The 25,769-nt window shown below is 71.5% G+C and carries 24 protein-coding genes; 4 read left to right on the top strand and 20 right to left on the bottom strand.

Annotated features, from left to right (window positions below; translation table 11 throughout):
• Positions 1-15: 15 nt before the first annotated feature.
• From pheT to infC, 10 genes are all read right to left on the bottom strand, one after another.
• On the bottom strand, positions 16-2,553 hold the full coding sequence (gene pheT / locus IR212_RS05825) for a phenylalanine--tRNA ligase subunit beta (RefSeq protein WP_194398011.1): 2,538 nt from the start codon (positions 2,551-2,553) through the stop codon (positions 16-18).
• Positions 2,553-3,602 carry a phenylalanine--tRNA ligase subunit alpha gene (pheS, locus tag IR212_RS05820; protein ID WP_194398010.1) on the bottom strand — a complete coding sequence of 350 codons (1,050 nt, stop codon included), beginning with the start codon at positions 3,600-3,602 and terminating at the stop codon, positions 2,553-2,555. Before pheS ends, pheT begins: the two co-directional genes overlap by 1 nt.
• Positions 3,603-3,644: 42 nt before the next feature.
• Positions 3,645-4,577 (bottom strand): amino acid ABC transporter permease, encoded by a 933-nt coding sequence (locus tag IR212_RS05815; protein WP_194398009.1) that lies wholly within the window; start codon positions 4,575-4,577, stop codon positions 3,645-3,647.
• Positions 4,574-5,221, bottom strand: coding sequence for an amino acid ABC transporter permease (locus tag IR212_RS05810; protein WP_194398008.1), 648 nt, complete (start codon positions 5,219-5,221; stop codon positions 4,574-4,576). The genes IR212_RS05815 and IR212_RS05810 overlap by 4 nt, the downstream gene beginning before the upstream one ends.
• 80 nt (positions 5,222-5,301) lie before the next feature.
• A complete protein-coding gene (locus tag IR212_RS05805; protein ID WP_194398007.1) occupies positions 5,302-6,171 on the bottom strand; it encodes a glutamate ABC transporter substrate-binding protein in 870 nt (289 codons plus the stop codon).
• Positions 6,172-6,247: 76 nt separating this feature from the next.
• The gene (locus tag IR212_RS05800; RefSeq protein WP_228479502.1) at positions 6,248-7,045 is read right to left on the bottom strand and encodes an amino acid ABC transporter ATP-binding protein; all 798 of its coding nucleotides are present in this window, start codon (positions 7,043-7,045) and stop codon (positions 6,248-6,250) included.
• 90 nt (positions 7,046-7,135) lie between these two features.
• Positions 7,136-7,936, bottom strand: coding sequence for a TrmH family RNA methyltransferase (locus tag IR212_RS05795; RefSeq protein WP_194398006.1), 801 nt, complete (start codon positions 7,934-7,936; stop codon positions 7,136-7,138).
• Positions 7,937-8,054: 118 nt separating this feature from the next.
• A complete protein-coding gene (rplT, locus tag IR212_RS05790; protein WP_192636104.1) occupies positions 8,055-8,438 on the bottom strand; it encodes a 50S ribosomal protein L20 in 384 nt (127 codons plus the stop codon).
• A gap of 29 nt (positions 8,439-8,467) precedes the next feature.
• Positions 8,468-8,662, bottom strand: a complete 195-nt coding sequence (gene rpmI / locus IR212_RS05785) for a 50S ribosomal protein L35 (RefSeq protein ID WP_045297246.1) — start codon at positions 8,660-8,662, stop codon at positions 8,468-8,470.
• 70 nt (positions 8,663-8,732) lie between these two features.
• The gene (gene infC, locus IR212_RS05780; protein WP_237684558.1) at positions 8,733-9,338 is read right to left on the bottom strand and encodes a translation initiation factor IF-3; all 606 of its coding nucleotides are present in this window, start codon (positions 9,336-9,338) and stop codon (positions 8,733-8,735) included.
• A gap of 320 nt (positions 9,339-9,658) precedes the next feature.
• Here infC and IR212_RS05775 point away from each other — a divergent pair, with 320 nt between their 5' ends.
• Positions 9,659-10,075, top strand: a complete 417-nt coding sequence (locus IR212_RS05775) for a DUF1844 domain-containing protein (RefSeq protein WP_194398005.1) — start codon at positions 9,659-9,661, stop codon at positions 10,073-10,075.
• A 44-nt stretch (positions 10,076-10,119) separates the two neighbouring features.
• On the opposite strand, the gene IR212_RS05770 is transcribed toward IR212_RS05775, so the two are convergent.
• From IR212_RS05770 to IR212_RS05740, 7 genes are all read right to left on the bottom strand, one after another.
• Complete coding sequence (locus IR212_RS05770; RefSeq protein WP_194398004.1) at positions 10,120-11,580, bottom strand: pyridoxal phosphate-dependent decarboxylase family protein; 1,461 nt, start codon at positions 11,578-11,580, stop codon at positions 10,120-10,122.
• A 58-nt stretch (positions 11,581-11,638) separates the two neighbouring features.
• Entirely contained in the window at positions 11,639-12,442 is an 804-nt protein-coding gene (locus tag IR212_RS05765) for an SseB family protein (protein ID WP_194398003.1), read from the bottom strand.
• The gene (priA, locus tag IR212_RS05760; RefSeq protein WP_194398002.1) at positions 12,426-13,172 is read right to left on the bottom strand and encodes a bifunctional 1-(5-phosphoribosyl)-5-((5-phosphoribosylamino)methylideneamino)imidazole-4-carboxamide isomerase/phosphoribosylanthranilate isomerase PriA; all 747 of its coding nucleotides are present in this window, start codon (positions 13,170-13,172) and stop codon (positions 12,426-12,428) included. Before priA ends, IR212_RS05765 begins: the two co-directional genes overlap by 17 nt.
• Positions 13,173-13,226: 54 nt before the next feature.
• A complete protein-coding gene (gene hisH / locus IR212_RS05755; protein WP_194398001.1) occupies positions 13,227-13,898 on the bottom strand; it encodes an imidazole glycerol phosphate synthase subunit HisH in 672 nt (223 codons plus the stop codon).
• Complete coding sequence (gene hisB, locus IR212_RS05750) at positions 13,895-14,503, bottom strand: imidazoleglycerol-phosphate dehydratase HisB (RefSeq protein ID WP_194398000.1); 609 nt, start codon at positions 14,501-14,503, stop codon at positions 13,895-13,897. The genes hisH and hisB overlap by 4 nt, the downstream gene beginning before the upstream one ends.
• A complete protein-coding gene (locus IR212_RS05745) occupies positions 14,500-15,594 on the bottom strand; it encodes a histidinol-phosphate transaminase (RefSeq protein WP_194397999.1) in 1,095 nt (364 codons plus the stop codon). The genes hisB and IR212_RS05745 overlap by 4 nt, the downstream gene beginning before the upstream one ends.
• A 61-nt stretch (positions 15,595-15,655) precedes the next feature.
• Positions 15,656-16,024 carry a LysM peptidoglycan-binding domain-containing protein gene (locus tag IR212_RS05740; protein WP_194397998.1) on the bottom strand — a complete coding sequence of 123 codons (369 nt, stop codon included), beginning with the start codon at positions 16,022-16,024 and terminating at the stop codon, positions 15,656-15,658.
• A 262-nt stretch (positions 16,025-16,286) separates the two neighbouring features.
• Between IR212_RS05740 and lexA the strand changes: the two genes are divergently transcribed.
• Together lexA and IR212_RS05730 are read left to right on the top strand one after the other, a co-directional pair.
• Positions 16,287-16,967: a transcriptional repressor LexA gene (lexA, locus tag IR212_RS05735; protein ID WP_194397997.1), complete on the top strand. Its 681-nt coding sequence runs from the start codon at positions 16,287-16,289 to the stop codon at positions 16,965-16,967.
• A 70-nt stretch (positions 16,968-17,037) separates the two neighbouring features.
• On the top strand, positions 17,038-18,609 hold the full coding sequence (locus tag IR212_RS05730) for a hypothetical protein (RefSeq protein WP_194397996.1): 1,572 nt from the start codon (positions 17,038-17,040) through the stop codon (positions 18,607-18,609).
• Here IR212_RS05730 and metE read toward each other — a convergent pair.
• Both metE and IR212_RS05720 read right to left on the bottom strand, forming a co-directional pair.
• On the bottom strand, positions 18,606-20,936 hold the full coding sequence (gene metE, locus IR212_RS05725) for a 5-methyltetrahydropteroyltriglutamate--homocysteine S-methyltransferase (protein WP_194397995.1): 2,331 nt from the start codon (positions 20,934-20,936) through the stop codon (positions 18,606-18,608). The two genes, IR212_RS05730 and metE, sit on opposite strands and share 4 nt — an antisense overlap.
• Positions 20,937-21,021: 85 nt before the next feature.
• Positions 21,022-21,984, bottom strand: a complete 963-nt coding sequence (locus IR212_RS05720) for a methylenetetrahydrofolate reductase (RefSeq protein ID WP_194397994.1) — start codon at positions 21,982-21,984, stop codon at positions 21,022-21,024.
• 271 nt (positions 21,985-22,255) lie between these two features.
• Here IR212_RS05720 and IR212_RS05715 point away from each other — a divergent pair, with 271 nt between their 5' ends.
• A complete protein-coding gene (locus IR212_RS05715) occupies positions 22,256-24,196 on the top strand; it encodes a S9 family peptidase (protein WP_194397993.1) in 1,941 nt (646 codons plus the stop codon).
• Between the two features lie 50 nt (positions 24,197-24,246).
• Here the strand turns inward: IR212_RS05715 and hflX are convergent, their stop codons facing one another.
• On the bottom strand, positions 24,247-25,764 hold the full coding sequence (hflX, locus tag IR212_RS05710; protein WP_194397992.1) for a GTPase HflX: 1,518 nt from the start codon (positions 25,762-25,764) through the stop codon (positions 24,247-24,249).
• Positions 25,765-25,769 lie beyond the last annotated feature (5 nt).

Below are 25,769 nucleotides of genomic sequence, written 5' to 3'. Positions count from 1 at the left end.
CCCGCACGACCGCGGTCAGTCCCGCAGGCTCGCCCCGAACCGCTCGGTGGCCACGGCGACGCCGGCGAGCTTCGCCTCCGTCGCCTCGGCGGCGGTGAGCGTGCGATCGGGCGCGCGGAAGCGCAGCGCGAACGTCAGGCTCTTGCGGCCTTCGGGCACGCCCTGGCCCCGGTAGTCGTCCACGAGGCGCAGCGACTCCAGCAGCTCGCCCGCGCCCTCGAGCAGAGCCGCGCGCACATCGCCGGCCGGGACGTCGGCCCCGACAACGAGCGAGACGTCCTGCGTCGCGGCCGGGTAGCCCGACAGCGAGGCGGCGACGACCCGCTCGCCCGCGAGGGACAGCACGAGGTCGAGATCCAGCTCGGCGACGATCACGCGGCCGGGGAGATCGGATGCCTCCGCCACGGCCGGCAGCAGCTCGCCGACGTACCCGACCTCGGTGCCGGCGACCGACAGCACGCCGGTGCGCCCCGGGTGCAGCGCTTCGCGCCGGCCCTGCGCCACGTCGACCGCCACCCCCGCCGCGGCGCCGATGGCACGTACGGCGTCCAGGGCATCGGCGAGCTCGGCGACGACCGGGGCCATGCCCGGCTGCTTCGGCACGAGGTGGCCGGCCAGGAGCAGCGCGATGAACCGGTGCTGGGGCGGGATCGACGCATCGAGCTCGGCGAGGGTCGCGGCATCCGGTCGCACCGCGAGGGGCGGCACGTGCGCGGTGCCATAGACCACTCCGGGCCTCGGGAGGAAGACGACACCCGTCTCGAAGAGCGCGAGATCGGTGAGACCGCGCGCGACGTTGCGGTGCGCCACCTGCAGCAGACCGGGCACGAGCGAGCGGCGCAGGAACGGCGCCTGCCCGTCGAGCGGGTTGGCGAGCTTGACGCTGGGGAGGTGCTCCCCGGAGGCCGAGCCGTGGAGGTCGTTCTGTTCCTCGGTGGTGAAGCCGAACGACGGCGTCTCGGTGTAGCCGGCGGCGGCCAGCGCGTTCGCCACGCGACGGCGCCCCTGCTGGGCGGCGGTGAGGCCGCGGCCCGACGGCGGCGTCGGCAGCACCGAAGGGATGCGGTCATATCCCTCGATGCGGGCGACCTCTTCGGCGAGCGTCCACTTGTCGCTGAGGTCGGGGCGCCAGGACGGCGGGATGACCTGCCAGCCGGCGGCGTCGTCCTCGTTCGTGACGACCTCGCAGCCGATGAGGCGCAGCGCGGCCTCGATCTCGCCGTCGGTGTAGTCGACGCCGATGAGGTGCTGCACGAACCGAGGCGGGAGCTCGATGCCGGGGACGAACACCTCGGCGAACAGCGCGCCGCCATGCTCTTCATCGCTCGTGCCGCCGGCGTACTCCACCATCAGCTCGGCGACCCGGCGGGCGGCCACGAACGGCACGAGCGGGTCGACACCGCGCTCGAAGCGACGCGAGGCCTCGCTGGGCAGCTTGTGCCGCCGCGCGGTGCGCGCGATCGACACGGTGTCGAACACGGCCGCCTCGATGAGCACATTGCGCGTCGCGTCGCTCATCTCGGTAGCGCCCCCGCCCATCACGCCGGCGAGGCCGATGGGTCCGGACTCGTCGGTGATGAGCAGGTCCTCGGGGTGCAGGGTGCGCACCTTGCCGTCGAGCGTCTCGAGCTTCTCCCCCGGCTGCGCGCGGCGCACGGTGATGCCGCCCTGCAGCTTGTCGAGGTCGTAGCCGTGGATCGGCTGGCCCAGCTCGAGCATGACGTAATTCGTGATGTCGATGAGGATGCCGAGCGAGCGGATGCCGGCCAGCGACAGCCGCGCGATCATCCAGGCCGGGGTCGGCTTGGTGGGATCGACGTCTCGCACGACTCTGGCCACGAACTCGGAGGCGCCGACGCGTCCCCGGATGGGGGCTGCGTCGTCGACCGCGATCGGGAAGCCCGAGCCGGGGGCGAGCTCCTCCCACGGACGGTCGGCGGGATCGCGGAAGGCGGCGCCGGTGGAGTGCGAGTACTCGCGCGCCACCCCCCGGATGGACAGCGCGTAGCCGCGGTCGGGCGTGACGTTGATGTCGACGGCGACGTCGTCCAGGCCCAGCAGCGAGATCGCGTCGGTGCCGACCGGCGCGTCGATGCCCAGCTCGACCAGGCGCAGGATGCCGCTGTGCTCCTCGCCGAGGCCGAGCTCGCGCGCCGACGCGATCATGCCGTCGGAGACATGCCCGTAGGTCTTGCGGGCGGCGATGGGGAACGGTCCGGGGAGCACGGCGCCGGGAAGCGTCACCACGACCTTGTCGCCCGCGAAGAAGTTGCGGGCGCCGCAGACCACGCCGTGGACGGCATCGCCGCCGTCCGCCGCCGTCTCGCCGTCGGGAGCGACGCGGACGTGGCACCAGCGGATGGTCTTGCCGTTGGACTGCGGCTCCTCGACGAAGTCGAGCACCTCGCCGACGACGATCGGGCCCTGCAGCTCGAAGCGGTGGATGTCCTCCTCTTCGAAACCGACGCGGACGAGCGCCGCGAGGACGTCCTCGGGCGAGGCATCCGCCGGAACGTCGACGTACTCACGCAGCCAGGAGAGCGGGACGCGCATCAGACCACCATTCCGAACTGCTCGCTGAAGCGCACATCACCCTCGGCCATGTCGCGCATGTCCTGGACGTCGCTGCGGAACATGAGCGTGCGTTCGATGCCCATGCCGAAGGCGAAGCCCGAGTACTCCTCCGGATCGATCCCCGCCGCGCGCAGCACGTTGGGGTTGATCATCCCGCAGCCGCCCCACTCGATCCATCGCGGACCGCCCTTGAACGTCGGGTGCCAGAGGTCCAGCTCCGCGGACGGCTCGGTGAAGGGGAAGTAGTTCGCGCGGAACCGCGTCTTGGCCTCCGCCCCGAACAGCACCTTGGCCGCGTGATCGAGCGTGCCCTTGAGGTGGGCCATCGTGATGCCCTTGTCGACGACGATGCCCTCGAACTGCGTGAAGACGGGAAGGTGCGTCGCGTCGAACTCATCGGTGCGGTACACACGACCGGGGCACAGCACGTACAGGGGCAGGTCGCGCTCGAGCATAGACCGCACCTGCACGGGGCTGGTGTGCGTGCGCATCACGAGGTGCCGCTCGACCGGGTCGACGAAGAACGTGTCCTGCATCTGGCGCGCCGGGTGGTCCTCGTCGAAGTTCAGCGCGTCGAAGTTGAACCACTCGTGCTCGAGCTCCGGCCCCTCCGCGATCTCCCATCCCATCCCGACGAAGATGTCGGAGACCTGCTCCTGCAGGAGCGAGATCGGATGGCGCGCACCGACGCGCGCTCGCGACGGGAGGGCGGTGACGTCCACCCGCTCCGCCTCGAGCCGGGCGGCGGTCTCGGCCGCGGCGAGCTCCTCCTCACGGGCGGCGAACGCCTGGTTCACCCTGCCGCGGGCCTGGCCGACGAGCTTGCCGAACTCGGCCTTCTTGTCGCTCGGCACGTCGCGCAGCCGCGCGTTGAGCTTCGCCAGCGGCGAGCCCTCGGCGGAGTGCGCGGACCGTGCGGCCTTCAGCGCGGCGGTGTCGGCTGCGGCGGCGACGGCGGCGAGGGCGGCGTCGAGGGCGGCGTTCACCGCCTCAGGCGTGATCTCGGTGGGTGCGGGAGCGTCGGACACGAGAGACGAGTCTACCGACGGCGGACGCCCCGACCCGCCGCGTCAGCGACCCGGTGGCGCCTCTTCGATCGCGTCGGCCGTCGCTTCGACATGCAGCAGCGTCGCGGGGTTGGTCGGATCCTGGACGACCGCCTTCGCGCGTCCGCCCTTGCGGCCGCCGGAGGCCGTGCGGCGTGCGAGCCAGCGCGCGAACCACGACAGCAGCAGGTTGATCGTCAGGTAGATCGCGAGGGTGACGACGAACAGCGAGAACAGGTACCGGTTGCCGTAGAAGCTGCCCAGGTTGTTGATGTTGTTCCGGATGATCTCGTTGTAGCCGACGATGTAGCCGAGGGATGTGTCCTTCAGGAGCACGACCAGCTGAGCGACGATGATCGGCAGCATCTGACGGAAGGCCTGCGGGAACTCCACGAGCATCTTGGACTGGAACTCGCGCATCCCGACGCTGAGCGCGGCCTCGCGCTGCCCCTTGGGCAGCGCCGCCAGCCCCGCGCGGAGGATCTCGCCGATCAGCGTCCCGTTGTAGAGGATCAGGGCGATGACCACCGCCCAGAACGCGCCGGTGGACGCCACGAGCAGGATGAACAGCATCATCAGCAGCACGGGCATGCCGCGGAAGAACTCGATGACCCACGCGGTCGGGATGCGCACCCAGGGGATCAGCGAGCTGCGCAGCAGCGAAAGCACGATGCCGAGCGCGATCGCCCCCACCGCGGCGACAGCGGCCGCCTGCAGTGTCGCGACGATGCCCTCCGCGATGAAGCCCCACACCGCGGGGTCGGTGAAGATGTCCCACCGCGAGCCGTCGAACATGCCGGGCAGGTTGATGCCGCCCGAGGTGCGGGGGGCTGCCAGCGTCATGACGACCCAGACGACGCCGGCGAGGATCAGCAGCCCGGCGACGATCGACAGGATCAGCGACAGACGGCGGGCGCGCGGCCCGGGGGCATCGAAGAGGACGCTCGAGCCGGTCATCGCCGCACCACCCAACGCTTCTCGAGCCGCCCGGCGAGGAAGCCGAGCGGGACGGTGACCACGAGGTACAGGGCGGCCGCCGTCAGGAGGATCTGGATCACGATGTTCCCGTTGTCGTTGGCCAGCTGCCTGGTCGTGGCGAACAGCTCGACCACGAAGAAGCCGCCCGCGACCGAGGTGTTCTTGGTGAGGGCGATGAAGACGTTGATGAGAGGCGGGATCGTCATGCGGAAGGCCTGCGGCAGCACGACCAGCGAGACCGTCTGCCCGAACCCGAGCCCGATGCTGCGCGCGGCCTCGGCCTGCCCGACCGGCACGCCGTTGATGCCCGAACGCAGCGCCTCGGCCACGAACGGCGAGGTGTAGTAGGTCAGCGCGATGAAGGCGAGGATGATGTACGGCATCCGCACGCCCAGCATGGGCATCACGAACGCCGTGAAGATGAAGACCAGCGTCAGCGGCGTGTTGCGTGCGATCTCGGTCCAGAACGCCGCGAAGGCGCGAAGGGCTGCGACCGGCGAGATGCGCATCGCCGCGATGAGCGTTCCCAGCACGAGAGCACCCACGCCCGACACCGCGAGCAGGATGAGCGTCACGCGGAAGCCTTCGAGGAAGATCGGCATCAGCGACCAGAGCTGCTCCATGCGCCTCTTTCCGGGTCGGGGTCAGGGGAGCGGATGCCTCGAGCCGGCGTCTGCGGCCGGCCCGAGGCATCCGTCGTCGATCAGTAGCGGTCGGGGGTCGGCGGCTCGACGAACGGCAGCACGGTGCCTGCCGTCGCGTTCCAGGCCTCTTCGTACCGGCCGTCCTCGTACGCCTTCTCGAGCACGTCGTTGATCCACATGCGGAACTCGGTGTCCTCGAGCGCGAGGCCGATGCCGTACGGCTCCTCGGTGAAGGGCTCGCCCACGACCTTGAACTCGCCCTCGTTCTGGGCGGCGAGGCCGGCGAGGATGACGTTGTCGGTCGACACCGCCACCACGGCGCCGCTGCGCAGCGGCTCGAGGCAGTTGGAGTAGGTGTCGGTCAGCACCGGCTCGGCTCCGATCTCGGCGAGCTTCGCCGCCGGCGTCGAACCCGTGACGGAGCAGACCGGCTGACCCTCGAGGTCGGCTTCGCTCTCGATGTCGTCGTTGTCGGCGAGCACGAGGATCGACTGGCCCGCCATGTAGTACGGACCGGCGAAGGAGACGACCTCCTTGCGCTTGTCGTTGATCGTGTACGTGGCGATGACGATGTCGACCTCGCCGTTCTGGATGAACGGCTCGCGGTTGGCCGACACGGCCTCCTTCCACTCGATGTTCTCCTCGGCGATGCCGAGTTCGGAGGCGATGATCTTGCCGATCTCGACGTCGAACCCTTCGGGACCGTCGGGGCCGTTGAGACCGAACAGCGGCTGGTCGAACTTGGTGCCGATGGTGATCGAGCCCGCCTCGTTGAGCTCGGCCATCGTGGTGCCCTCTTCGAAGGTGACCTCTTCGGGCTCGGGGGCCGCGGTGTCTTCGCCGGCCGGCGTTCCGCCGGAGGCGCACGCCGACAGCGCGAGCGCACCGGCGGCAGCCAGCGCGATCAGCGGAAGTCGCATTCGCTTCATGTCTTCGTCCTTTGCTGTGCGGGACCGTTCGTGACGGTCCTCTCGGATCCCGGCCGCTGAGAGCGGCGGGGGCTTATCAGTGCTCGAGGATCTTGGAGAGGAAGTCCTTCGCGCGGTCGCTCTGCGGGTTCGTGAAGAACTGGTCCGGAGTGGCCTCCTCGACGATCGCGCCGTCGGCCATGAAGAGCACGCGGTCAGCGGCCTTGCGGGCGAAGCCCATCTCGTGGGTGACGACGATCATCGTCATGCCCTCCTGCGCAAGGCCGACCATGACGTCGAGAACCTCGTTGATCATCTCGGGGTCCAGCGCGCTGGTGGGCTCGTCCATGAGGATCAGCTTGGGGTTCATCGCCAGCGACCGGGCGATCGCCACACGCTGCTGCTGACCGCCGGACAGCTGGTTGGGCATCTTCTTGGCCTGGTTCGCGACGCCGACGCGATCGAGGAGCTGCATGGCCTTCTCGTCGGCGTCCTTCTTCTTCATGCCCCGCACCCGGATCGGACCGAGGGTGACGTTCTCGAGGACCGTCTTGTGCGCGAAGAGGTTGAAGGACTGGAAGACCATTCCCACGTCGGCACGCAGCTTCGCGAGCCCTTTGCCTTCTTCGGGAAGCGGCACGCCGTCGATCGTGATCCGGCCGGAGTCGATCGTCTCGAGGCGGTTGATCGCGCGGCACAGGGTCGACTTGCCGGAGCCCGACGGACCGATCACGACCACGACCTCGCCGCGGTTGACCACGGTGTTGATGTCTCTCAGCACGTGGAGGTCGCCGAAATGCTTGTCGACGTGGTCGACGACCACGAGCGGCTCGCCGCGACGGACGTTGATGTTGGAAGTGCGCGGCGCCGCTGCCGGTGCATCAGGTGTCGCCATGCCCTTCACCCTAGGGGTGCGCGGCGACACTCGGCCAGAGGGACGCCGCGCCTTTACCGATCCGTAACAGCACCGGAATCCGGCGCCGCCTCAGCGCCCCGCACGCTGCGCGAAGGCGGTCTCGTAGAGGCAGACGCTCGCCGCCGTCGCGAGGTTGAGTGACTCGGCGGCGCCGTAGATCGGCAGGCGGAGGGACAGGTCGGCGAGGGCGAGCGCGTCTTCGTCGAGCCCGCGGGCCTCGTTGCCGAAGAGCCACGCCGTCGGCTCTGCCAGCAGGTCGCGCGATCCCAGGAAGTCGTCGCCGCCGACGTCGGCGGCGATCACGCGCACGCCGGCCGCACGGGCTTTGGCCACGGCGCTCGCCAGGTCCACCCCGACGGCGACGGGGACGTGGAAGAGCGAACCGGTCGTCGCGCGCACCACCTTGGGGTTGTACGGGTCGACCGTGCGGCCGGTGAGCACGACCGCATCGGCACCGGCGGCGTCGGCTGCGCGGATGATGGTGCCCAGGTTGCCGGGGTCACGCACCTCCTCGCAGATCGCGACCAGGCGCGGCGAGGCCGCGAACACCTCTCGCACCGAGGTCGGCGCCTGACGGGCCACCGCCACGATGCCCTGCGGAGTCACGGTGTCGGCCATCGCATCGAGCACGGACTCGGTGGTGTAGACGACCTCGAGTCCGGCGTCCGTCGCCGCATCGCGCAGGTCGGCGTGCTTCTCGAACGCCGTGGGCGTGGCGAACAGTTCGACGAGGGTGTCGGGCCGGTACGCGAGCGCCTCACGGGCGGCTTGCGGCCCCTCGAGCAGGAACAGCCCGGTCTCCTGACGGGCACTCCTCTTGGTCAGCTTCGCGACGGCGCGCACGCGCGGAGAGCGAGGGTTCTCGAGCACGGCATCAGTCTAGAGTCGCGGCATCCCTCCCCCATCACGTCTTCCACCAACGCCACTCGGCGGGGATGCGAAAGGGCGCCCTCCGCGAGGAGGACGCCCTGTCGTCGGGATGCCGTGGTCAGGCGCTCTTGGGAGCGTTGACGTTCTCGGGCAGTGCGCCCTTGGCGGTCTGCACGAGCGACGCGAAGGTCTTGGGCTCGTTCACCGCGAGCTCGGCGAGCATGCGGCGGTCGACCTGCACACCCGCGAGGCCGAGGCCCTGGATGAAGCGGTTGTACGTGATGCCGTTCTGGCGGGCAGCGGCGTTGATGCGCTGAATCCACAGGCGACGGAAGTCGCCCTTGCGCTTGCGGCGGTCGCGGTACGCGTAGACGAGCGAGTGGGTGACCTGCTCCTTCGCCTTGCGGTACAGACGCGAGCGCTGGCCCCGGTAACCGGAGGCGCGCTCGAGGATGACGCGACGCTTCTTGTGGGCGTTGACGGCCCGCTTGACTCTAGCCATTTCTTGTTCCTAACTTGCGTCGACGCGCGTCAGCGGCCGAGGAGCTTCTTCGCGACCTTGGCGTCGCCCGGGGCGAGCACCTGCTCCTGCGACAGGCGGCGGGTACGGCGGCTGGGCTTGCCCTCGAAGTTGTGGCGCAGGTTCGCCTGCTGCTTCATGAGCTTCCCGCTGCCGGTGACCTTGAAGCGCTTCTTGGCGCCCGAGTGGGTCTTCTGCTTCGGCATCTCTTCTTCCTTCGTTTCACGTCCCGCTCGGGCGGGAGTCGGTATCCCGCAGCGCGGGAGTTCGTGGGGCCTACTCGGCCGTGGTCGCCTCGGCCTCGGGGGCCTCGGCGTCGGAGGCCGGTGCGCCGCCGTTGCGGGCGGACCGGGCGGCCTCTTTGTTGGCAGCACGCTGGGCGTTCTGCTCCGTCTTCACCTCGGACTTGTTCTTGTGCGGGGCGATGACCATCACCATGTTGCGGCCGTCGATGGTGGGGTTGGACTCCACCGTGCCGAACTCCGCGACGTCCTCGGCGAACTTGCGGAGCAGGCGGACGCCCTGCTCCGGACGCGACTGCTCGCGACCGCGGAACAGGATCATCGCCTTGACCTTGTCGCCGGACTGCAGGAAGCCCTCGGCGCGCTTGAGCTTGGTGATGTAGTCGTGAGCCTCGATCTTGAGGCGGAACCGCACCTCTTTGAGGACGGTGTTCGCCTGATTGCGACGCGCTTCCTTGGCCTTCTGCGCGGCCTCGTACTTGAACTTGCCGTAGTCCATGATCTTGACCACGGGCGGCTTCGAGTTGGGGGCCACCTCGACGAGATCGAGGTCGGCCTCCTGAGCCAGGCGCAGCGCCACCTCGATGCGGACGACGCCGACCTGCTCTCCGTTCGGGCCGACGAGGCGGACCTCGGGCACACGGATGCGGTCGTTGGTGCGGGGATCGCTGATGCGGAACTCCTTGGGTAAGTGGGTTTGGCCCCCGCGGCACACGGTTGTGCCGCGAGCGGAGGAAGATCCACTCCACCCGTCAGGACGCTTCAGCGCCGACTTCTGCACCCTGCCCCGGTGAGGGAGCCTTCCGCGACGTTCTCGCCGCAGCTACCCCGGCCGCGGACGGTCGGGGCGGAGTGCGTGACCCGGTAGCCTGGAGCGGCAAGCGCGGGTGGGATGTGATCCTCTTTCCGATCCGATGCAGAACGCACCGGAGACCGCAGAAGTCTATCAGAGAGTACGGCGTGGACACGATTCGAGACCAGGACGACCCCTCGGCGAACGCGGCGGCGGTCGACGCCGAGCGCCAGGCGCGGTGGGAGGAGCAGGAGCGTGCGGCGTCCGCAGCGACCCGCGACATCGCCGACGTCCCGGCCGTCGAGGTGATCACCACCGCCGCCGTGCACCTGATGAGCGCGGCTGCCGTCAAAGTCGGGCTCGCCGACGACCCCGCCACCCAGACCGACCTCGACGAGGCCCGCAAGCTCATCAACGCCCTCGCGGGACTGATCACCGCGGGCGCCCCCGAGATCAGCGACATGCACGCCCGGTCGCTGCGCGACGGGCTGCGCTCGGTGCAGCTGGCTTTCCGCGAGGCATCCGTCATCCCCGACCCGATCGGCAAGGGCCCGGGCGAGAAGTGGACGGGCCCGGTCACCTGATCCGACGGGGGTGAGAGCGGGCGGGGCCGAATGCCCCGGAAGCGTCACCCTCCGATGCCGAGCGCCGCCGCGCCGCGGGCGACGACGTCGACCGTCCGCCGCACCGCCTCCGCGTCGGTGCCGTGGTTGCTCACCGCGAACCGGACGACCGTGCGGCCGCGCCAGGTCGACGACGAGGCCCACACCGTCCCCTCTGCGCGGAGCCACTCCCCCAGCGCCGCCGTCGCGGCGTCGCCGTCCCGGGCGGCGAGGCACACCTGCGTGAACACCACGTCGTTGAGCACCTCGAGGCCCGCGATGCGACGGAAGCCGTCGGCCAGCGCGGTCGCGGCATCGGCAAGTCCGTCCACGAGCCCGATCACGCCGCTGCGGCCGAGGGACCGCAGCGCCGCCCACACCGTCACGCCCCGAGCACGTCGCGACAGCTCGGGCACGCGATCGTACGGATCGGTGACTCCGGCCACCGCCGGCAGGTAGGCCGCGTGGGCGCCGAGGGAAGACGCCATCGCCGCCTCATCGCGGACGATCGCCACACCGCAGTCGTACGGGACGTTGAGCGTCTTGTGGGCGTCGGTGGCCCACGAGTCGGCGTCGGCCATGCCGCGCACGAGGTGCTGCAGCCGCGGGCTCGCCGCCGCCCACAGCCCGAAGGCGCCGTCCACATGCACCCATGCCCCCGCGCGGTGCGCCACCTCGACGGCCGCGGCGAAGTCGTCGAACGCGCCGGAGTGCACATCGCCGGCCTGCAGGGCGACCACCGTGGGTCCCTCCCCGGCCTCGAGCGCCCGCGAGAGCCCGTCGACGTCGATGCGCCCCTCATCGTCGGCACCCACCGTCGCGGGCGCGCCGAGTCCGGCGATGCGGCCGCCGAGCACGACGGAGGTGTGCACGGCATCGCCCGCGAGGAACCGCACGCGCGGTCCGGCCTGCAGGCCCTCCAGAGGGTCGGCACCGTGCGCGCGCAGCACCGCGTCGCGCGCGGTGACGAGGCACGAGAGGTTGGCGCTGGTCGCACCGGTGGCGAAGCCGACGCCGCTGCCGGCGGGGAGTCCCAGCAGCTCGAGCAGCCACGCCGCGGCGACCTCTTCGACGGCGGCGGTGGCGGGCGTCGGCTGCCGCGACCCGGTGTTCTGATCCCACGCAGACACCAGCCAGTCGGCCGCGAGCGCGGCGGGGTAGGTCCCCCCGATGACGAACCCGTAGAACCGCGGCGAGCCCATCGCCATGAGCCCGGGAGCGGATGCCTCCACCAGCTCTTCGACGACCGCCTCGGCATCCTGGCCACGATCGGGCAGGTCGCGCCGCAGCCGGGCGAGCACGGCGTCGGCGTCGGCGTCGGGGCGGATCGGCCGCTGGCCCACGGATTCGAGCCACGCCGAGGAGTGGCGATGCGCCGCGTCCAACGCCCGCCGGTAGCCGTCGGCCGTCGGACCGTCCTCGACAGCACCGGCACGGCCCCTGTGCTCGGTGCTCTGTGCGTCCCCGCGTGCGATGCCGTCGTGCATGACTGCCCTCCGCGCCGATCATCCGCCGTCGGCGGGCGAAGGGCAAGGGACGGCGCTGTCAGGAGCGGACGAGCTTGACCGTCAGCGAGTCGACGAGCACTGCGATCCGGTCGTCGGCCGCCCAGCGCTTGGCGAGGCGAGCGAGCACGGCGTCCAGCTCGGCCTTCTCGAGGCCGTTCATCAGCTGGAGCTTCACGATGAGCTCGGGACCGCGCAGACGCGCCTCGGGGTCGCCGGCGTCGACGACGAGGTCGATCACCGAGAGCTCGCCCCCGATGCTCTCGCGGAGCCCCGCGACGACTTCGGCCGACAAGTAGCTCGGTTCCCACGGCTGCGACTGGCCGATCGCCCACACGGCGGGGCGCCGGATGACGAACTCGGTCTCGGAGCCCGGGTCGATGACGATGAGGTCGGTGTCGTCCGCCGCGGCGGCCAGAGCCGTGCGGACGCCCTCCACCGGGACAGGCCGGGCTGCGGCATCCCACTTCTTCATGCTGTCGACCGAGGTGAACACCGGGAGCACCCGGCGCCCGTCGGGTGCGGCGACGGTCACGATCGACAGCTCCTGCGTCTTGTCGACCTCGATTCCGTGTGCGCCCACCCCGTGATCGCCCTTGTCGGCCATGAGCGGGATGAGCAGTCGCGCGCTGCGGTACGCGTCGACGACCTCGCGCTCTGAGCCCGAGCCGGCGCGGAACGCCGTCAGCGCGGCGAGCAAGGCCGGATCGGCCGAGCCGTCGTCAGACGCGTGCGGGTTGGAGTGGAAGCCCCTCCCCTCCCACGGCACCCCGGCCGAGTCGGCGGCGCGGTCTCCGTGCGGGTGGCCCGGACCGTCGGACGGCCGATCAGTGTCCGGCGACATCCAGTGCCTCGGCGAGCGTGAACGCGCCGGCGTACAGCGCCTTGCCCACGATGGCACCCTCGACACCGAGCGGCACGAGCTCGCGCAGGGCTGCGATGTCGTCGAGGCTCGACACGCCGCCGGACGCGACGATCGGCTTGGGCGTGCGCGAGGCGAGCTCGCGCAGGAGCTCCAGGTTCGGTCCCTTGAGGGTGCCGTCCTTGGTGACGTCGGTGACCACGTACCGGCTGCAGCCGGCCGCCTCGAGGCGGTCGAGCACGGTCCACAGGTCGCCGCCGTCCCGCGTCCACCCCCTGGCGGCCAGCGTCGTGCCGCGCACGTCGAGGCCGACAGCGATCACGTCGCCGTAGCGGCCGATCACATCGGCGGCCCACTCGGGATTCTCGAGCGCCGCGGTGCCGAGGTTGATGCGCGCGGCGCCACTCTCGAGGGCAGCCTCGAGGGTGCGGTCATCGCGGATGCCGCCCGACAGCTCCACCTGCACGCCGCGCACCTGCTTGATCACCTTGCGCAGCACGCCGGCGTTGCTCCCGCGGCCGAACGCGGCGTCGAGGTCGACCAGGTGGATCCACCGGGCGCCCTGCCGCGCGAAGTCGAGGGCGGCGTCGACAGGATCGCCGTAGTTCGTCTCGGTGCCCGCCTCACCCTGGGTCAGACGCACGGCCTTGCCGTCGGCGACGTCGACGGCGGGCAGAAGGACGAGCTCGGGGGTGGACGCGAAATCGTTCATGGCTCCTCGTGCGGGAAGATCGCGGAAGCGCACGCTCCCGGAGTTGGCACGGTCTCAGAGGTTATCCCCGCCGAGCCCCTCGATCCAATTCGAGAGCAGCCGGATGCCGGCCTCCCCCGACTTCTCGGGATGGAACTGGGTGGCCGACAGCGGTCCGTTCTCGACCGCGGCGAGGAAGGGCGTGCCGTACTCGCACCACGTCAGAACCGGCTCGGGGAACGGCGGCTGCACGTCGAGAAGCCACTTCTGGGCGCCGAACGAGTGGACGAAGTAGAACCGTTCGTCCTCGATGCCGCGGAACAGGCGCGAGCCCTCGCCGGGCTGCACGGTGTTCCACCCCATGTGCGGCAGGACCGGGGCATCCAGTTCGGTCACCACTCCGGGCCACTCCCCCATGCCCTCGGTGTCGACGCCGCGCTCCACGCCGCGTTCGAAGAAGATCTGCATCCCGACGCAGACGCCGATCACCGGTCGCCCGCCGGCGAGCCGGCGCTCGATGAGCTCGTCGCCGCGGCTGGCGCGCAGCGCTTCGGCGACGGCGCGGAACGCACCCACGCCGGGGACGAACAGGCCGTCCGCCTCCATCACGAGACCGCGGTCGGACGTCAGCCGGGCGTCGGCTCCGGCCGCGACCAGCGCCTTGACGGCGGAGTGCACGTTGCCCGACCCGTAGTCCAGGACGGCGACGAGCGGCCTCTCGCGGTCGGAGGACGCGCCAGCGCTCATAGGGCGCCTTTCGTGCTCGGGATGCCGTCGACGAGCGGGTCGAGCGCCTTGGCCTGCCGGAAGGCCCGGGCGAAGGCCTTGTACTCCGCCTCGGCGATGTGATGCGGATCGCGGCCCGCGAGGACGCGCACGTGGACGGTCAGGGCCGCGTTGTACGAGACGGCCTCGAAGCTGTGACGCACCAGCGACCCGGTGAAGTGGCCGCCGATGAGGTGGTGCTCGAACCCGGCCGGCTCGCCGGTGTGCATGAGGTAGGGGCGGCCGCTGATGTCGACGACGGCCTGCGCGAGCGCTTCGTCGAGAGGCACCAGTGCGTCGCCGTAGCGCGAGATGCCGGCCTTGTCGCCGAGGGCTTCTCGGATGGCCTGACCCAGGACGATGGAGATGTCTTCGACGGTGTGGTGCGCATCGATGTCGGTGTCACCAGAGGCGCGGACGGTGAGATCGGTGAGCGAGTGCTTGGCGAACGCGGTCAGCATGTGGTCGAAGAAGGGCACCGTGGTGTCGATGCGGCTGCGCCCGGTGCCGTCGAGGTCCAGCTCGAGCTCGACCGTGGATTCGCTCGTCGCCCGTCGCAGCGAGGCGGTGCGGGTTGCGGCGCTCATGCGCTCGATCCTACCGAGGCCAGTGCGTCCAGGAACGCGGTGGTCTCCTCCTCGGTGCCCGCGGTGACCCTGAGGTGATTCGCGATTCCCACGTCGCGGATGAGCACGCCCTGGTCGTAGAGCGCCTGCCACGTCGCCGCGGGATCGGCCACTCCACCGAACAGCACGAAGTTCGTCCACGAGTCGTGCGGCGTGTAGCCGAGCGCCTCGACCGTGGCCGAGATCCGCTCGCGCTGACCGACGATCTCGTCGACCATCCCCAGCATGGTGGGGGCGTGGCGCAGCGCGGCGGTCGCGGCGGCCTGCGTGAGGGCGCTGAGGTGGTAGGGCAGGCGCACGAGCCGGAGGGCGTCGATCAGCGCGGGGTCGGCGGCGAGGTAGCCGACGCGGGCGCCGGCGAACGCGAAGGCCTTGCTCATCGTGCGCGAGACCACGAGCCGCTCGCGGCCGGGGAGCAGGGTCAGCGCCGAGCGCTCATCGTGCGGGGCGAACTCGAAGTACGCCTCATCCACGATCACGATGCCGTCGGTCGCCTCGTAGACCGCCTCGACGACGTCCAGGCCCAGGGGCGTGCCTGTCGGGTTGTTCGGCGAGCAGAGGAACACGACGGCCGGGGCCGCATCGGCCACCTGCGCGGCGGCGTCGGCCGGCTCGACGGTGTAGTCGGTCGATCGCGTGCCGGCGACCCACTCGGCGCCCGTTCCCCGCGTGAGCAGGGGATACATCGAGTACGTGGGGCCGAAGCCGAACGCCCTGCGACCCGGTCCCGCGAAAGCCTGGAGCAGGTGCTGCAGCACCTCGTTCGAGCCGTTGGCAGCCCAGACCTGTTCACGCGTGAGGCCGTGGCCGAGGTAGTCGGCGAACCCCTCGCGCAGCGCCGTGAACTCCCGGTCGGGATACCGGTTCACATCCCGCAGTGCGAGCGCCACGGCGTCCAGGATGTCGTCGGCGACATCCTGCGGCACCGGGTGCGTGTTCTCGTTGACGTTGAGCGCGACCGGCAAAGGCGCCTGCGGTGCGCCGTAGGGCTTCTGCCCGCGGAGATCGGCGCGGAGAGGGAGGTCTTCGAGACGTGCACTCACCCGTCCCATCGTAGAGCCGCACGAGTCGGAGCAGCCTCGCATGACGCCGGCGCCTCGGACGTCGGCGACGTCACCTCGACGGGTCGTACTCCGTGGGGATGGCCAAGCTCTGACCGGGTTGGACGGTCACGCTGTCGAGCGCGTTCAGGCGGGCGATGGCGTCGACCACGTCGCGCGGATCATGCTCGGGTGCCAGCTCTTCGGCGATCGTCCAGAGGGAGTCGCCGTGCGCGACAGTGATCGTCTCGAACGACCCCGTCGGCGCGCCGGCGTCGCGCGAGGCCAGAGCCGCGCCCCCGCCGATCACGGCGGCGGCCAGGGCGATCGCGGCAGGCATCGCGGCCGCTGCCGCGATGACGCGGCGGCCGCGAGCCGTCAGTCGCAGACGGGTCGGGCGCGGCGACGAGGGAGCGGACGTCGTGTAGGCGATCGCAGTCATGATGTCTCCTCGCGATGGGGGAAGAGATTCGCACTCCCCGCCCGGCCGGGGGTGGGGAATGCGAATCTCTCTTCCGAATTTATCTTCGATCTTCTAGCTTGTCAACTGTCGATACCAGGCCCGCATCTTCGAACGCGACACGCGGACCGGTTCCTCCCGGCTCCGCCGGAAGACGGATACGGTTTCGATACGAGAACCCCACCACGGGCCTCCGACATTCGAAGAAACAGCGCTCGCGGGGGCGCAGGACGGGAGCCGGAAGATGAGCGACGCAGCCGGGCGCGACAAGCCCCAGACTCGTCGGCGCAAGAGCCTCAGCGACAAGCAGCTCGCGATCCTCGAAGTGATCCAGCGCTCGATCGCCCGGCACGGCTATCCGCCGAGCATGCGGGAGATCGGCGACGCCGTGGGGCTGAAGTCGCTGTCGAGCGTCACCCACCAGCTGAACCAGCTGGAGCTCAGCGGCTACCTGCGACGGGACGCCGGCAAGACCCGGGCGATGGAGGTGCTCATCGACCTGCCAGGCATGGCCACCGAGAGCCCCGCCGACACCACCCCCTCGCTGGGCGACGCCGCGCTGGTGCCGCTCGTCGGCCGGATCGCCGCGGGCGTGCCCATCACCGCGGAGCAGCAGGTGGAGGAGATCTTCCCGCTGCCGCGCCAGCTCGTCGGCAAGGGCGACCTGTTCATGCTCAAGGTGTCCGGCGAGTCGATGATCGACGCCGCGATCTGCGACGGGGACTGGGTGGTCGTCCGTGCCCAGGCGACGGCCGACAACGGCGACATCGTGGCGGCGATGCTCGACGGCGAGGCCACGGTCAAGACCCTGCGGCAGCGCGACGGCCACACGTGGCTGCTGCCGCGCAACTCCGCCTTCGAGCCGATCCTCGGTGATGAGGCGACCGTTCTCGGCAAGGTCGTCGCGGTGCTGCGTGCCGTCTGATGGCGCTTTCGTCTGAAACGCGTGACGAAGGTCCTGGTGGCACACCGAGCCTGAGCGCTATAAGGGGGGGATGACCGATACCACCAGCGCCGCCGACGCCGATCTCCGCGCGCGCCTCGAGGCGCTCGAGGCGGAGAATGCCCGATTGCGCGGCGAACCAGGGGGCGGCTCGAAGGCATCGGACGCGCCTCCCGGGAGCCGCTGGCGGGCCTTCTTCTCGGCCCTGTGCATCGTGCTGGCGACCATCCTGGTGCCGGTGTCGATCGTCGCCGCGTGGGCGCGCGTCGAACTCGTCGACGAGACGCGCTTCGTACAGACCTTCGCTCCGCTCGCCGACGACCCGCAGGTGCAGGCCCTGGTGGCGCAGGAGGTGACGACCGCGATCGAGGAGTCGCTCGACCTCGACACGGTCGTGAACGATCTCTTCGACGGCATCCAGCAGCTGGACCTCCCACCACGCGCGCTTGCGGCGCTGGACCTGCTCCGTTCACCCGCCGCCCAAGGCGTGCAGAACCTCGTCGACACGACCGTCACGCGCCTGGTGCAGTCCGAGGCGTTCGCCGACGTCTGGGAGGCGACCCTGCGCGCCAGCCATCGGTCTGTGCAGGCCGTCGCCGCCGGGGGCGCCGCGAGCGGCGCGGTGGTGATCACCGGCGAGGGGGAGGTCGGCATCCAGCTGGGTCCGATCATCGAAGAGGTGAAGCAGCGACTCGTGGACCGCGGCATCGGGATCGCGGCGCAGATCCCCGAGATCGACCGGACCATCGTGGTGGCACAGAGCGACGCGCTCGCGGTCGTAGGCACGGTGTACAACCTCGCGGTCGCCGCCGGGTGGTGGACGCCGCTGCTCGCGCTGGTCCTCTTCGTCGCGGGCATCCTCATCGCACGGCGGCGCTCGACGGCGGTCCTCGGCACGGGCGTCGGCATCGCCGTCGGCGCGGCTTCGCTGGCCATCGCGCTCGGCGCGGCAGGGTCCGTGCTCGCCCTGAGTGGTCCCAGCCTCGGCGTGCCGGCCGGTGCGCTGGCCTCGATGTACGGGCAGATCACCGGTGCGATGCGCGACACCGCGGTCGTCCTGACGCTGCTGGGCGTCGTGATCGCCGTCCTCGGCTGGATGTCGGGACGGTGGCGCGGCGCCCGGGCGGCGCGACACGGCGTCGCCTCGGTCAACGCGGGCATCCGCACGGCGGCCCTCCGACGCGGCGTCGACACCGGACGGGTCGGCGCGTGGCTCTTCGGCCAGCGCGTGCTCGTCCGGGCGGTGCTCGGCGTGCTCGCCGTGCTGTGGCTGATGCTTCTGCGCCCGCTGTCGGTCGGCGACGTCTTCCTCGTGCTGATCGTCTGGCTCGTGGTGTGGTGGATCGCGGAACTGCTGCAGCGCCGGCCCGAGGAGGCCGAAGCGGCCACGGCCGCCGCCGCCACGTCGCCGCTCGCGGGCGGCGATGGGGCGACCGACAGTGGTGACACGCTGGTCCTCGATCCCGACGCCGAGACCCTGGTCGTCGACACGGGTGCGGCCGCCCTCGTGGACACGGAGGCCGACACCGTCGTGGTCGACACGGAGGCCGACACCGTGGTGGTCGAGACGCCGGATGCCGCGACCGACGGGGCCGCGGCATCCGGAACGAAGAAGGGCCGCTAACCGCCCACGGTCGCCCGCACCTCCCGGGTCGCCTCGACGAGGTTGCGCAGCGAGGCCACCGTCTCGGCGTACCCGCGCGTCTTGAGGCCGCAGTCGGGATTGACCCAGACACGACGCAGCGGGAGCTCGGCGACGGCGCGGTCGAGCAGCTGCGAGATCTCGGCGACGGACGGCACTCGTGGCGAGTGGATGTCGTAGACCCCCGGGCCGATGCCGGCAGCGAAGCCCGACGACGCGATGTCGCCGATGACCTCGCCGCGGCTGCGAGCGGCCTCGATCGACGTGACGTCCGCATCGAGCGCCGCGATGGCGTCGATCACGGCGTCGAACTCGGAGTAGCAGAGGTGTGTGTGCACCTGCGTGCCGGCGGCCGCGCCCCCGGTCGCGAGCCGGAACGAGCGCACCGACCAATCCAGGTACGACCGCTGATCGGCCCTCTTCAGCGGAAGCAGCTCGCGCAGCGCCGGCTCATCCACCTGGATGACGTGGATCCCCGCCGCCTCGAGATCGGCGATCTCGTCACGCAGCGCGAGGGCGACCTGGTTCGCCGTCTCGCTGAGCGGCTGGTCGTCGCGGACGAACGACCACGCCAGGATCGTGACGGGTCCGGTCAGCATCCCCTTCATCGGCTTGTGGGTGAGCGTCTGCGCGAAGGCCGACCAGGGGACGGTGATCGGCGCGGGCCGCGCCACATCGCCCCACAGGATGGAGGGGCGCGTGGCGCGCGAGCCGTAGGACTGCACCCAGCCGTTGACCGTGACGGCGAAGCCGTCGAGGTGCTCGGCGAAGTACTGCACCATGTCGTTGCGCTCGGCTTCGCCGTGGACGAGGACGTCGAGCCCGAGGTCCTCCTGGACAGCCACCACCCGGGCGATCTCGTCCCGGAGGAACCGGTCGTACTCCGCCGCGTCGAGCTCGCCTCGGCCGTGTCGCGCGCGGGCGCGGCGGATCTCGTCCGTCTGGGGGAACGATCCGATGGTCGTCGTCGGCAGCACCGGCAAGTCGAGCTTCTCGTCCTGCGCGGCGACGCGTGCGGTGTACGAGCCGCGATCGAAGTCCTCTTCCGCGAGCGCGCCGGTGCGGACGCGCACCGCCCCGTCGCGCACACCCGGGGCCGACCGTCGGTCGGCCAGCGCCGCGGATGCCTCGTCGAGGGCGTCCCCGATCGCCTCGCGGCCGCCCGCCAGACCGGTCGCCAGCGTCACCACCTGGCCGACCTTCTGGTCGGCGAACGCCAGCCAGGACGCCAGACGCGCAGACAGCGCCGGCTCGTCGGCGACGTCGTGCGGCACGTGCTGCAAGGACGTCGATGTCCCCGCCGCCAGCGCGCCGGCACCGAGCCGTTCGAGCTCGCCGAGGCGCCGCCATGCCGCTTCGAGGTCGCCGCGCCACACGTTGCGCCCGTCGATCACACCGGCGACCACCGTCTTGCCCGCGAGGCCGTCGACGGCCGCCGGGACCCCGCCGCGAGTCAGGTCGATCGCGATCGCCTCGATCGGCGCTGCGGCGAGCGCCGTCCACGCCTCGACCGAGAGCTGCGCGTAGGGGGCGGCGACGAGCACCGCGGGCCGGTCGACGGCGGCGCCGAGTGCTCGATACGCCCGGCCGGCGGCCTCCGCCAGCCTCGCGGGGTCGGCAGGCAGGCTTTCGCTCACGAGCGCAGGCTCCTCCAGCTGCACCCACTCCGCCCCCGCAGCGCGGAGGCTCGCCAGCAGATCGGCGTACACCGGCAGCAGGTCGTCCAGGCGGCTTACCGGGTCGAAGCCGGCGGGAGCGGCATCCGACGCCTTCGCCAGCGCGAGGAGCGTGACGGGACCGACGATCACGGGCCGGACGGTGAAGCCGTCGACCTTCGCCTCGGCGACCTGTCGCGCGAGGCGGTCGCTCGACAGGGCGAACACCGTCTCGGGCCCGATCTCGGGGACGAGGTAGTGGTAGTTGGTGTCGAACCACTTGGTCATCTCGAGGGGTGCAGCCTCACCGGCTCCGCGGGCGGCCGCGAAGTAGGCGCCGAGGCCGATCTGCCCGTCGTCGGCTCGGCGTGCGCCGAAGCGCGCGGGCAGCGCACCGACGGTGACCGCGGCGTCGTGGACCTGGTCGTAGAACGAGAAGGACTCCGGGATCGAGGAGTCCGCTTTGCCCAGGCCGAGGTCGGCGAGGCGTTCCCGCGTGGCGCGGCGGAGATCGGCGGCGGTGCGCTCCAGTGCCTCGAGGTCGCTGGCGCCGGACCAGTGCGCCTCCACGGCTCTCTTCAGCTCGCGGCGGCGCCCGATGCGCGGATAGCCGAGGATCGTGCCTCGAGGGAAGGGCGGGCGGGGGTCGGTCATGTGCATCTCTCTCTCAGGGTGGGTGGACGGTTCCGGGGGACGCCGAAGGCACCGTGGGGACTCCCCCACGGAGGCGTGGCGCGTCTCAGTGGACGGGGCGGGACATGCGCGGGACGGGGTCGAGCAGCCCGGCCCGCGTCAGGACGTCGAGGACGGTGTCGTGGCTGTTGAACGCGTAGAGGTGCACGCCCGGTGCCCCACCGTCGACGACGTCCCTCACCAGCTGCGCCGCGTGCGCGACACCCACGGCGCGCTGTCCCTCGGCGGTCGGCTCGACCTCGAGCGCGACGGCGAGCTCGGCCGGCAGCTGCTCCCCCGTCAGCTCGAGCACCCGCCGCAGTCGCGCGGGCGAGGTGATCGGCATGATGCCCGGCAGGATCGGGATGGTGACCCCGGCCCGGCGGGCGCGCTGCACGAAGCCGAGATAGTCCGCGGCGTGGAAGAACAGCTGGGTGATGGCGAGGGTGGCGCCGGCCGCCTGCTTCGCCAGCAGCGCATCGATGTCGCTGGCGGCATGCCGGGCGCGCGGGTGGCCGTTGGGGAACGCGGCGACTGCGATGTCGACCTGCGGCCGCTCCGCGACGCGTACCGCCCCGGGGACGCCCGGAACCGGCGCCTCGGTGTAGGGGGCGCGCGCGGCCTGCACGCAATCGATCAGCTGAACGAGCTGCGCCGCCGACTCCAGGTCGCCCAGGAACGCGTCGCCCTCCGAAGATCCGGCGGGCGGATCGCCGCGGAGGGCGAGGAAGCTGGTGATCCCGGCGTCGAGGAACTCGCGGATGAGCGACGTCGCACCGGCGTAGCTGTTGCCCACGCACGTCAGGTGGGCGAGGGGCTGGACGTGCGTCTCGCGCAGGATGTGGATCAGCAGCTCGAGGGATCGGCCGCCGGTGGAGCCCCCCGCGCCGTAGGTGACCGAGATGAAGCGAGGGTCGACGGCGGCGAGGTGGCGGATCGTCTCGTGCAGTGCGGCGAAGCCCGCGTCGGAGCGCGGCGGGTACACCTCGAACGAGACCGGCACGCCGGGGGTGCTGAGATCGATCGGCATAGGTCTGCTTCTCAGGTCGGGGACAGGGCTCGGCCGAACGGGAGAGGCCCGGACGGCCGCGGCACCACCCTCACCGCCGCAGCGGAAGGAGGTGTCATCGCGGGCGGGTGCCGGGCTCGGCTGTCGCTCCTGCCCGGTTCCCCGAGGGGCGGGGCGTCCGCGAGGACGACCGGGCGACGATGCGTCCACGGTAGCGGAGGCGGTCGGCGCGGGTCCGGGGTGTGACCTACTGTTTCGGGTGATCCCCGCACCGGCGTCGTACCGTGGTGGCGTGACCACCACCCGCACTCTCCCCTATGGCAGCTGGCCCTCCCCGATCACCGCCGCGGCGGTGTCGGCCGCTTCGCCTCGCATCGAGGGCGCCCGCTTCGTCGGCGCGGACCACGCCCACGAGGTGTGGTGGGGGGAGTCGGTGGCCGAGGAGCGCGGGCGGTCCGCGGTGCGACGGCGCACGGCGGCCGGGTCCGTCGAGGACGTCCTGCCCGCGCCGTGGAGCGCGCGCTCACGCGTGCACGAGTACGGCGGCGGCGGGTGGACCGCCGACGACGACGGGGTGCTGTACTTCGTGGAGAAGGCCGACCAGCGCGTGCGGCGCCTGGTGCGCGGGTCCGCACCGCAGGCGCTCACGCCGGCGGGGGGAGACGTGCGCTACGGCGGGCTGAGTTTGCAGGGCGGGCGACTGCTCGCGATCCGGGAGACCCACCGTCCGGATCGCCCGCCGCTGCGCGACATCGTCGAGATCCCCGCCGACGGTTCCGCGGCGACGGATGCCACCCGCGTGCAATCCATCGCGACCGACAGCGCTTTCGTGGCCCACCCCGCCCTCTCCCCCGACGGGCGACACCTGGCGTGGATCGCGTGGGATCACCCGCACATGGCGTGGGATCGCGCCGAGCTGCGCGTCGGCCTCCTCGAGGACGGCGCGGTCGCCGAGTGGACGACCGTCGCCGGCGGCGACTCGTCTCCGCTGCAGCCGGTCTGGCTCGGCGACAGCGACCTCCTCTTCTCCGACGACCCGTCCGGACGCTGGAACCTCTGGCGGATGCATCTCAGCGCCGATCTCCGGCGCACGCCGTTCGCGCCCGCCGACGCCGACACGGGTGGCGCGCTGTGGGTGCTCGGCACCCGCTGGTTCGCGCCGCTCGACGACGGGCGTATCGTGGCCGTCCGCACGAACGGGTCGGATGAGCTCGTCGTGCTGGACGCGGAGGGTGGAGCGCACGGCGTTCCGGTGGACGCCGTGACGCGCGTGTCGATCGAGGATGTCCGCGGCAGCCGCGTGCTGGTCTCCGGCGCGGGATCGCGCGGGCCGGGGCTGTGGGAGCTCGACGTCGACCGCCCCGAGGCGTCGCGACTGGTCGTCGGCGGCGAGTCGGTGTGGGGTGACGAGTGGATGCCGCGCTCCCGCGCCGTCACGTTCGCCGGCCCGCACGGCCCCGTGCACGCGTTCGACTACCCGCCCCGCAACCCGGACGCGCGCGGTCCGCAGAAGGAGCGCCCCCCGTACGTCGTCTTCGTCCACGGCGGGCCGACGGACCACGTCGGCGGCGCGGCATCCGGGAAGATCGCGTACCTGACCAGCCGCGGCATCGGCGTGCTGGACGTCAACTACGGCGGCTCCACCGGCTACGGCCGCGCGTATCGCGAGCGCCTGCGCGGTCAGTGGGGCGTCGTCGACGTGGACGACGTCATCGCCGCGGCCCGGGGTCTCGCCGACGCCGGCGCGGCGGATCCGAAGCGGCTGGCCGTCGCCGGGGGCTCCGCCGGCGGGTGGACGGTGCTCTGCGCGCTCACGACCTCCGACGTCTTCGGGGCGGGGATCAGCCGGTACGGCGTGGCCGACCTGCGCCGCCTCGCGGAGGACACCCACGACTTCGAGGCGCGGTACCTCGACGGCATGGTGGGGCCGCTTCCCGAGGCCGAGCACCTGTACATCGAGCGGTCGCCGCTGTCGCACCTCGACCGGCTGCGCACGCCCCTGCTCATCGAGCAGGGCCTGGACGATCTCGTCGTGCCGCCGTCGCAGACGGAGGCGGTTCGCGACGCTCTCGCCGCGAACGGCGCCGCCCACGCCTACCTCGCCTTCGAGGGCGAGGGCCACGGCTTCCGCGGCGCCGAGACCCTGGTGCGCACCCTCGAGGCCGAGGTCGCCTTCCTCGGGCAGATCTTCGGCTTCCGCACGCCCGGCATCCCGCCCCTCGATCTGGCCTGAGACGGCACCGGCCCCGCACCCGGGACGAGTGCGGGGCCGGCGGCTGTGCGTCAGACCGAGAACGGCGCGAGGCGGGCGGCGAGGTGCTCACCGACGCGCGCGTGCACGGCGGTGCCCCCCTCTTCGTGCGCCTGCGAGAGGATCATCCCCTGCTCGTGGATCGCCGAGACCAGCTCGCCACGGTCGTACGGCACCAGGGCGTGGACCTCGACCGCCGGGAGCGGCAGAGCCGCTTCGATCGCGGCACGCAGCTCCTCGACGCCCTCCCCCGTGCGGGAGGAGGCGAAGACCGCCTTGGGCTCGAGACCGCGCAGCACCAGGCGGGTGTCGGCGTCGACGAGGTCGGCCTTGTTGAAGACGACGATCTCGGGGATGTCGCGGGCGCCGACGTCGCCGATCACATCGCGCACCGTCGCGAGCTGCGCGGCCGGATCGGGGTGCGAACCGTCCACGACGTGCAGGATGACGTCTGCTTCTCCGACCTCTTCGAGCGTCGAGCGGAACGCCTCGACGAGCTGGTGCGGCAGGTTGCGCACGAACCCCACGGTGTCGGTGAGCGTGTACACCCGGCCCTCCGCGGTCTCGGTGCGGCGCACGGTCGCGTCCAGCGTGGCGAACAGGGCGTTCTCGACGAGCACGCCCGCGCTCGTCAGCCGGTTCAGCAGGCTCGACTTGCCGGCGTTGGTGTAGCCGGCGATCGCGACCGACGGCACCGTGTGGCGCTTGCGCTCGGCCCGCTTGGCATCGCGTGCGGGAGCGAAGTCGCGGATCTGCCGGCGGAGCTGGGCCATGCGGGTGCGGATGCGACGACGGTCGAGCTCGATCTTCGTCTCACCGGGACCGCGCGAGCCCATGCCCGCGCCGCCCGCGCCGACCTGGCCACCGGCCTGGCGGCTCATCGACTCGCCCCATCCACGCAGTCGCGGCAGAAGGTATTCGAGCTGGGCGAGCTCGACCTGCGCCTTGCCCTCGCGGCTCTTGGCGTGCTGGCTGAAGATGTCGAGGATCACCGTGGTGCGGTCGATGACCTTCACCTTCACGACGTCCTCGAGGGCACGCCGCTGGCTGGGCGCGAGCTCGGTGTCGGCGATCACGGTGTCGGCGCCGACGGCGGCCACGATGTCGCGGAGCTCCTCGGCCTTGCCCCGTCCCACGTAGGTGGCGGGATCCGGGTGGGGCCGGCGCTGCAGCACGCCGTCGAGGACGACGGCACCGGCTGTCTCGGCGAGGGCGGCCAGCTCACGCAGCGAGTTCTCGGCGTCCTCGGTCTCACCCTGCGCGTGGACGCCCACCAGCACGACGTTCTCGAGTCGCAGCTGCCGGTACTCGACCTCGGTGACGTCTTCGAGCTCGGTCGAAAGGCCCGGGACGCGCCGGAGCGCGGCACGCTCCTCACGGTCCCACTGTTCGCCATCGCTGTCGGCGAGCCCGATGGTGGTCTCGTCCTGGAGCGCCTGCGCGGCTCCGAAGACGTGCACCCCCGAGCGCGCCTCGGCGCGCGCCAGCACACGGTCCACCGGGTCGACCGGCGTCTCGTCGGTGCTCTGAGGGGTTGTCGTATCCGTCATGTGTT

It is taken from the genome of Microbacterium atlanticum (assembly GCF_015277815.1).
Classification (GTDB): Bacteria; Actinomycetota; Actinomycetes; order Actinomycetales; family Microbacteriaceae; genus Microbacterium; species Microbacterium atlanticum.
This window is presented reverse-complemented; position numbering and strand designations above follow the sequence as displayed.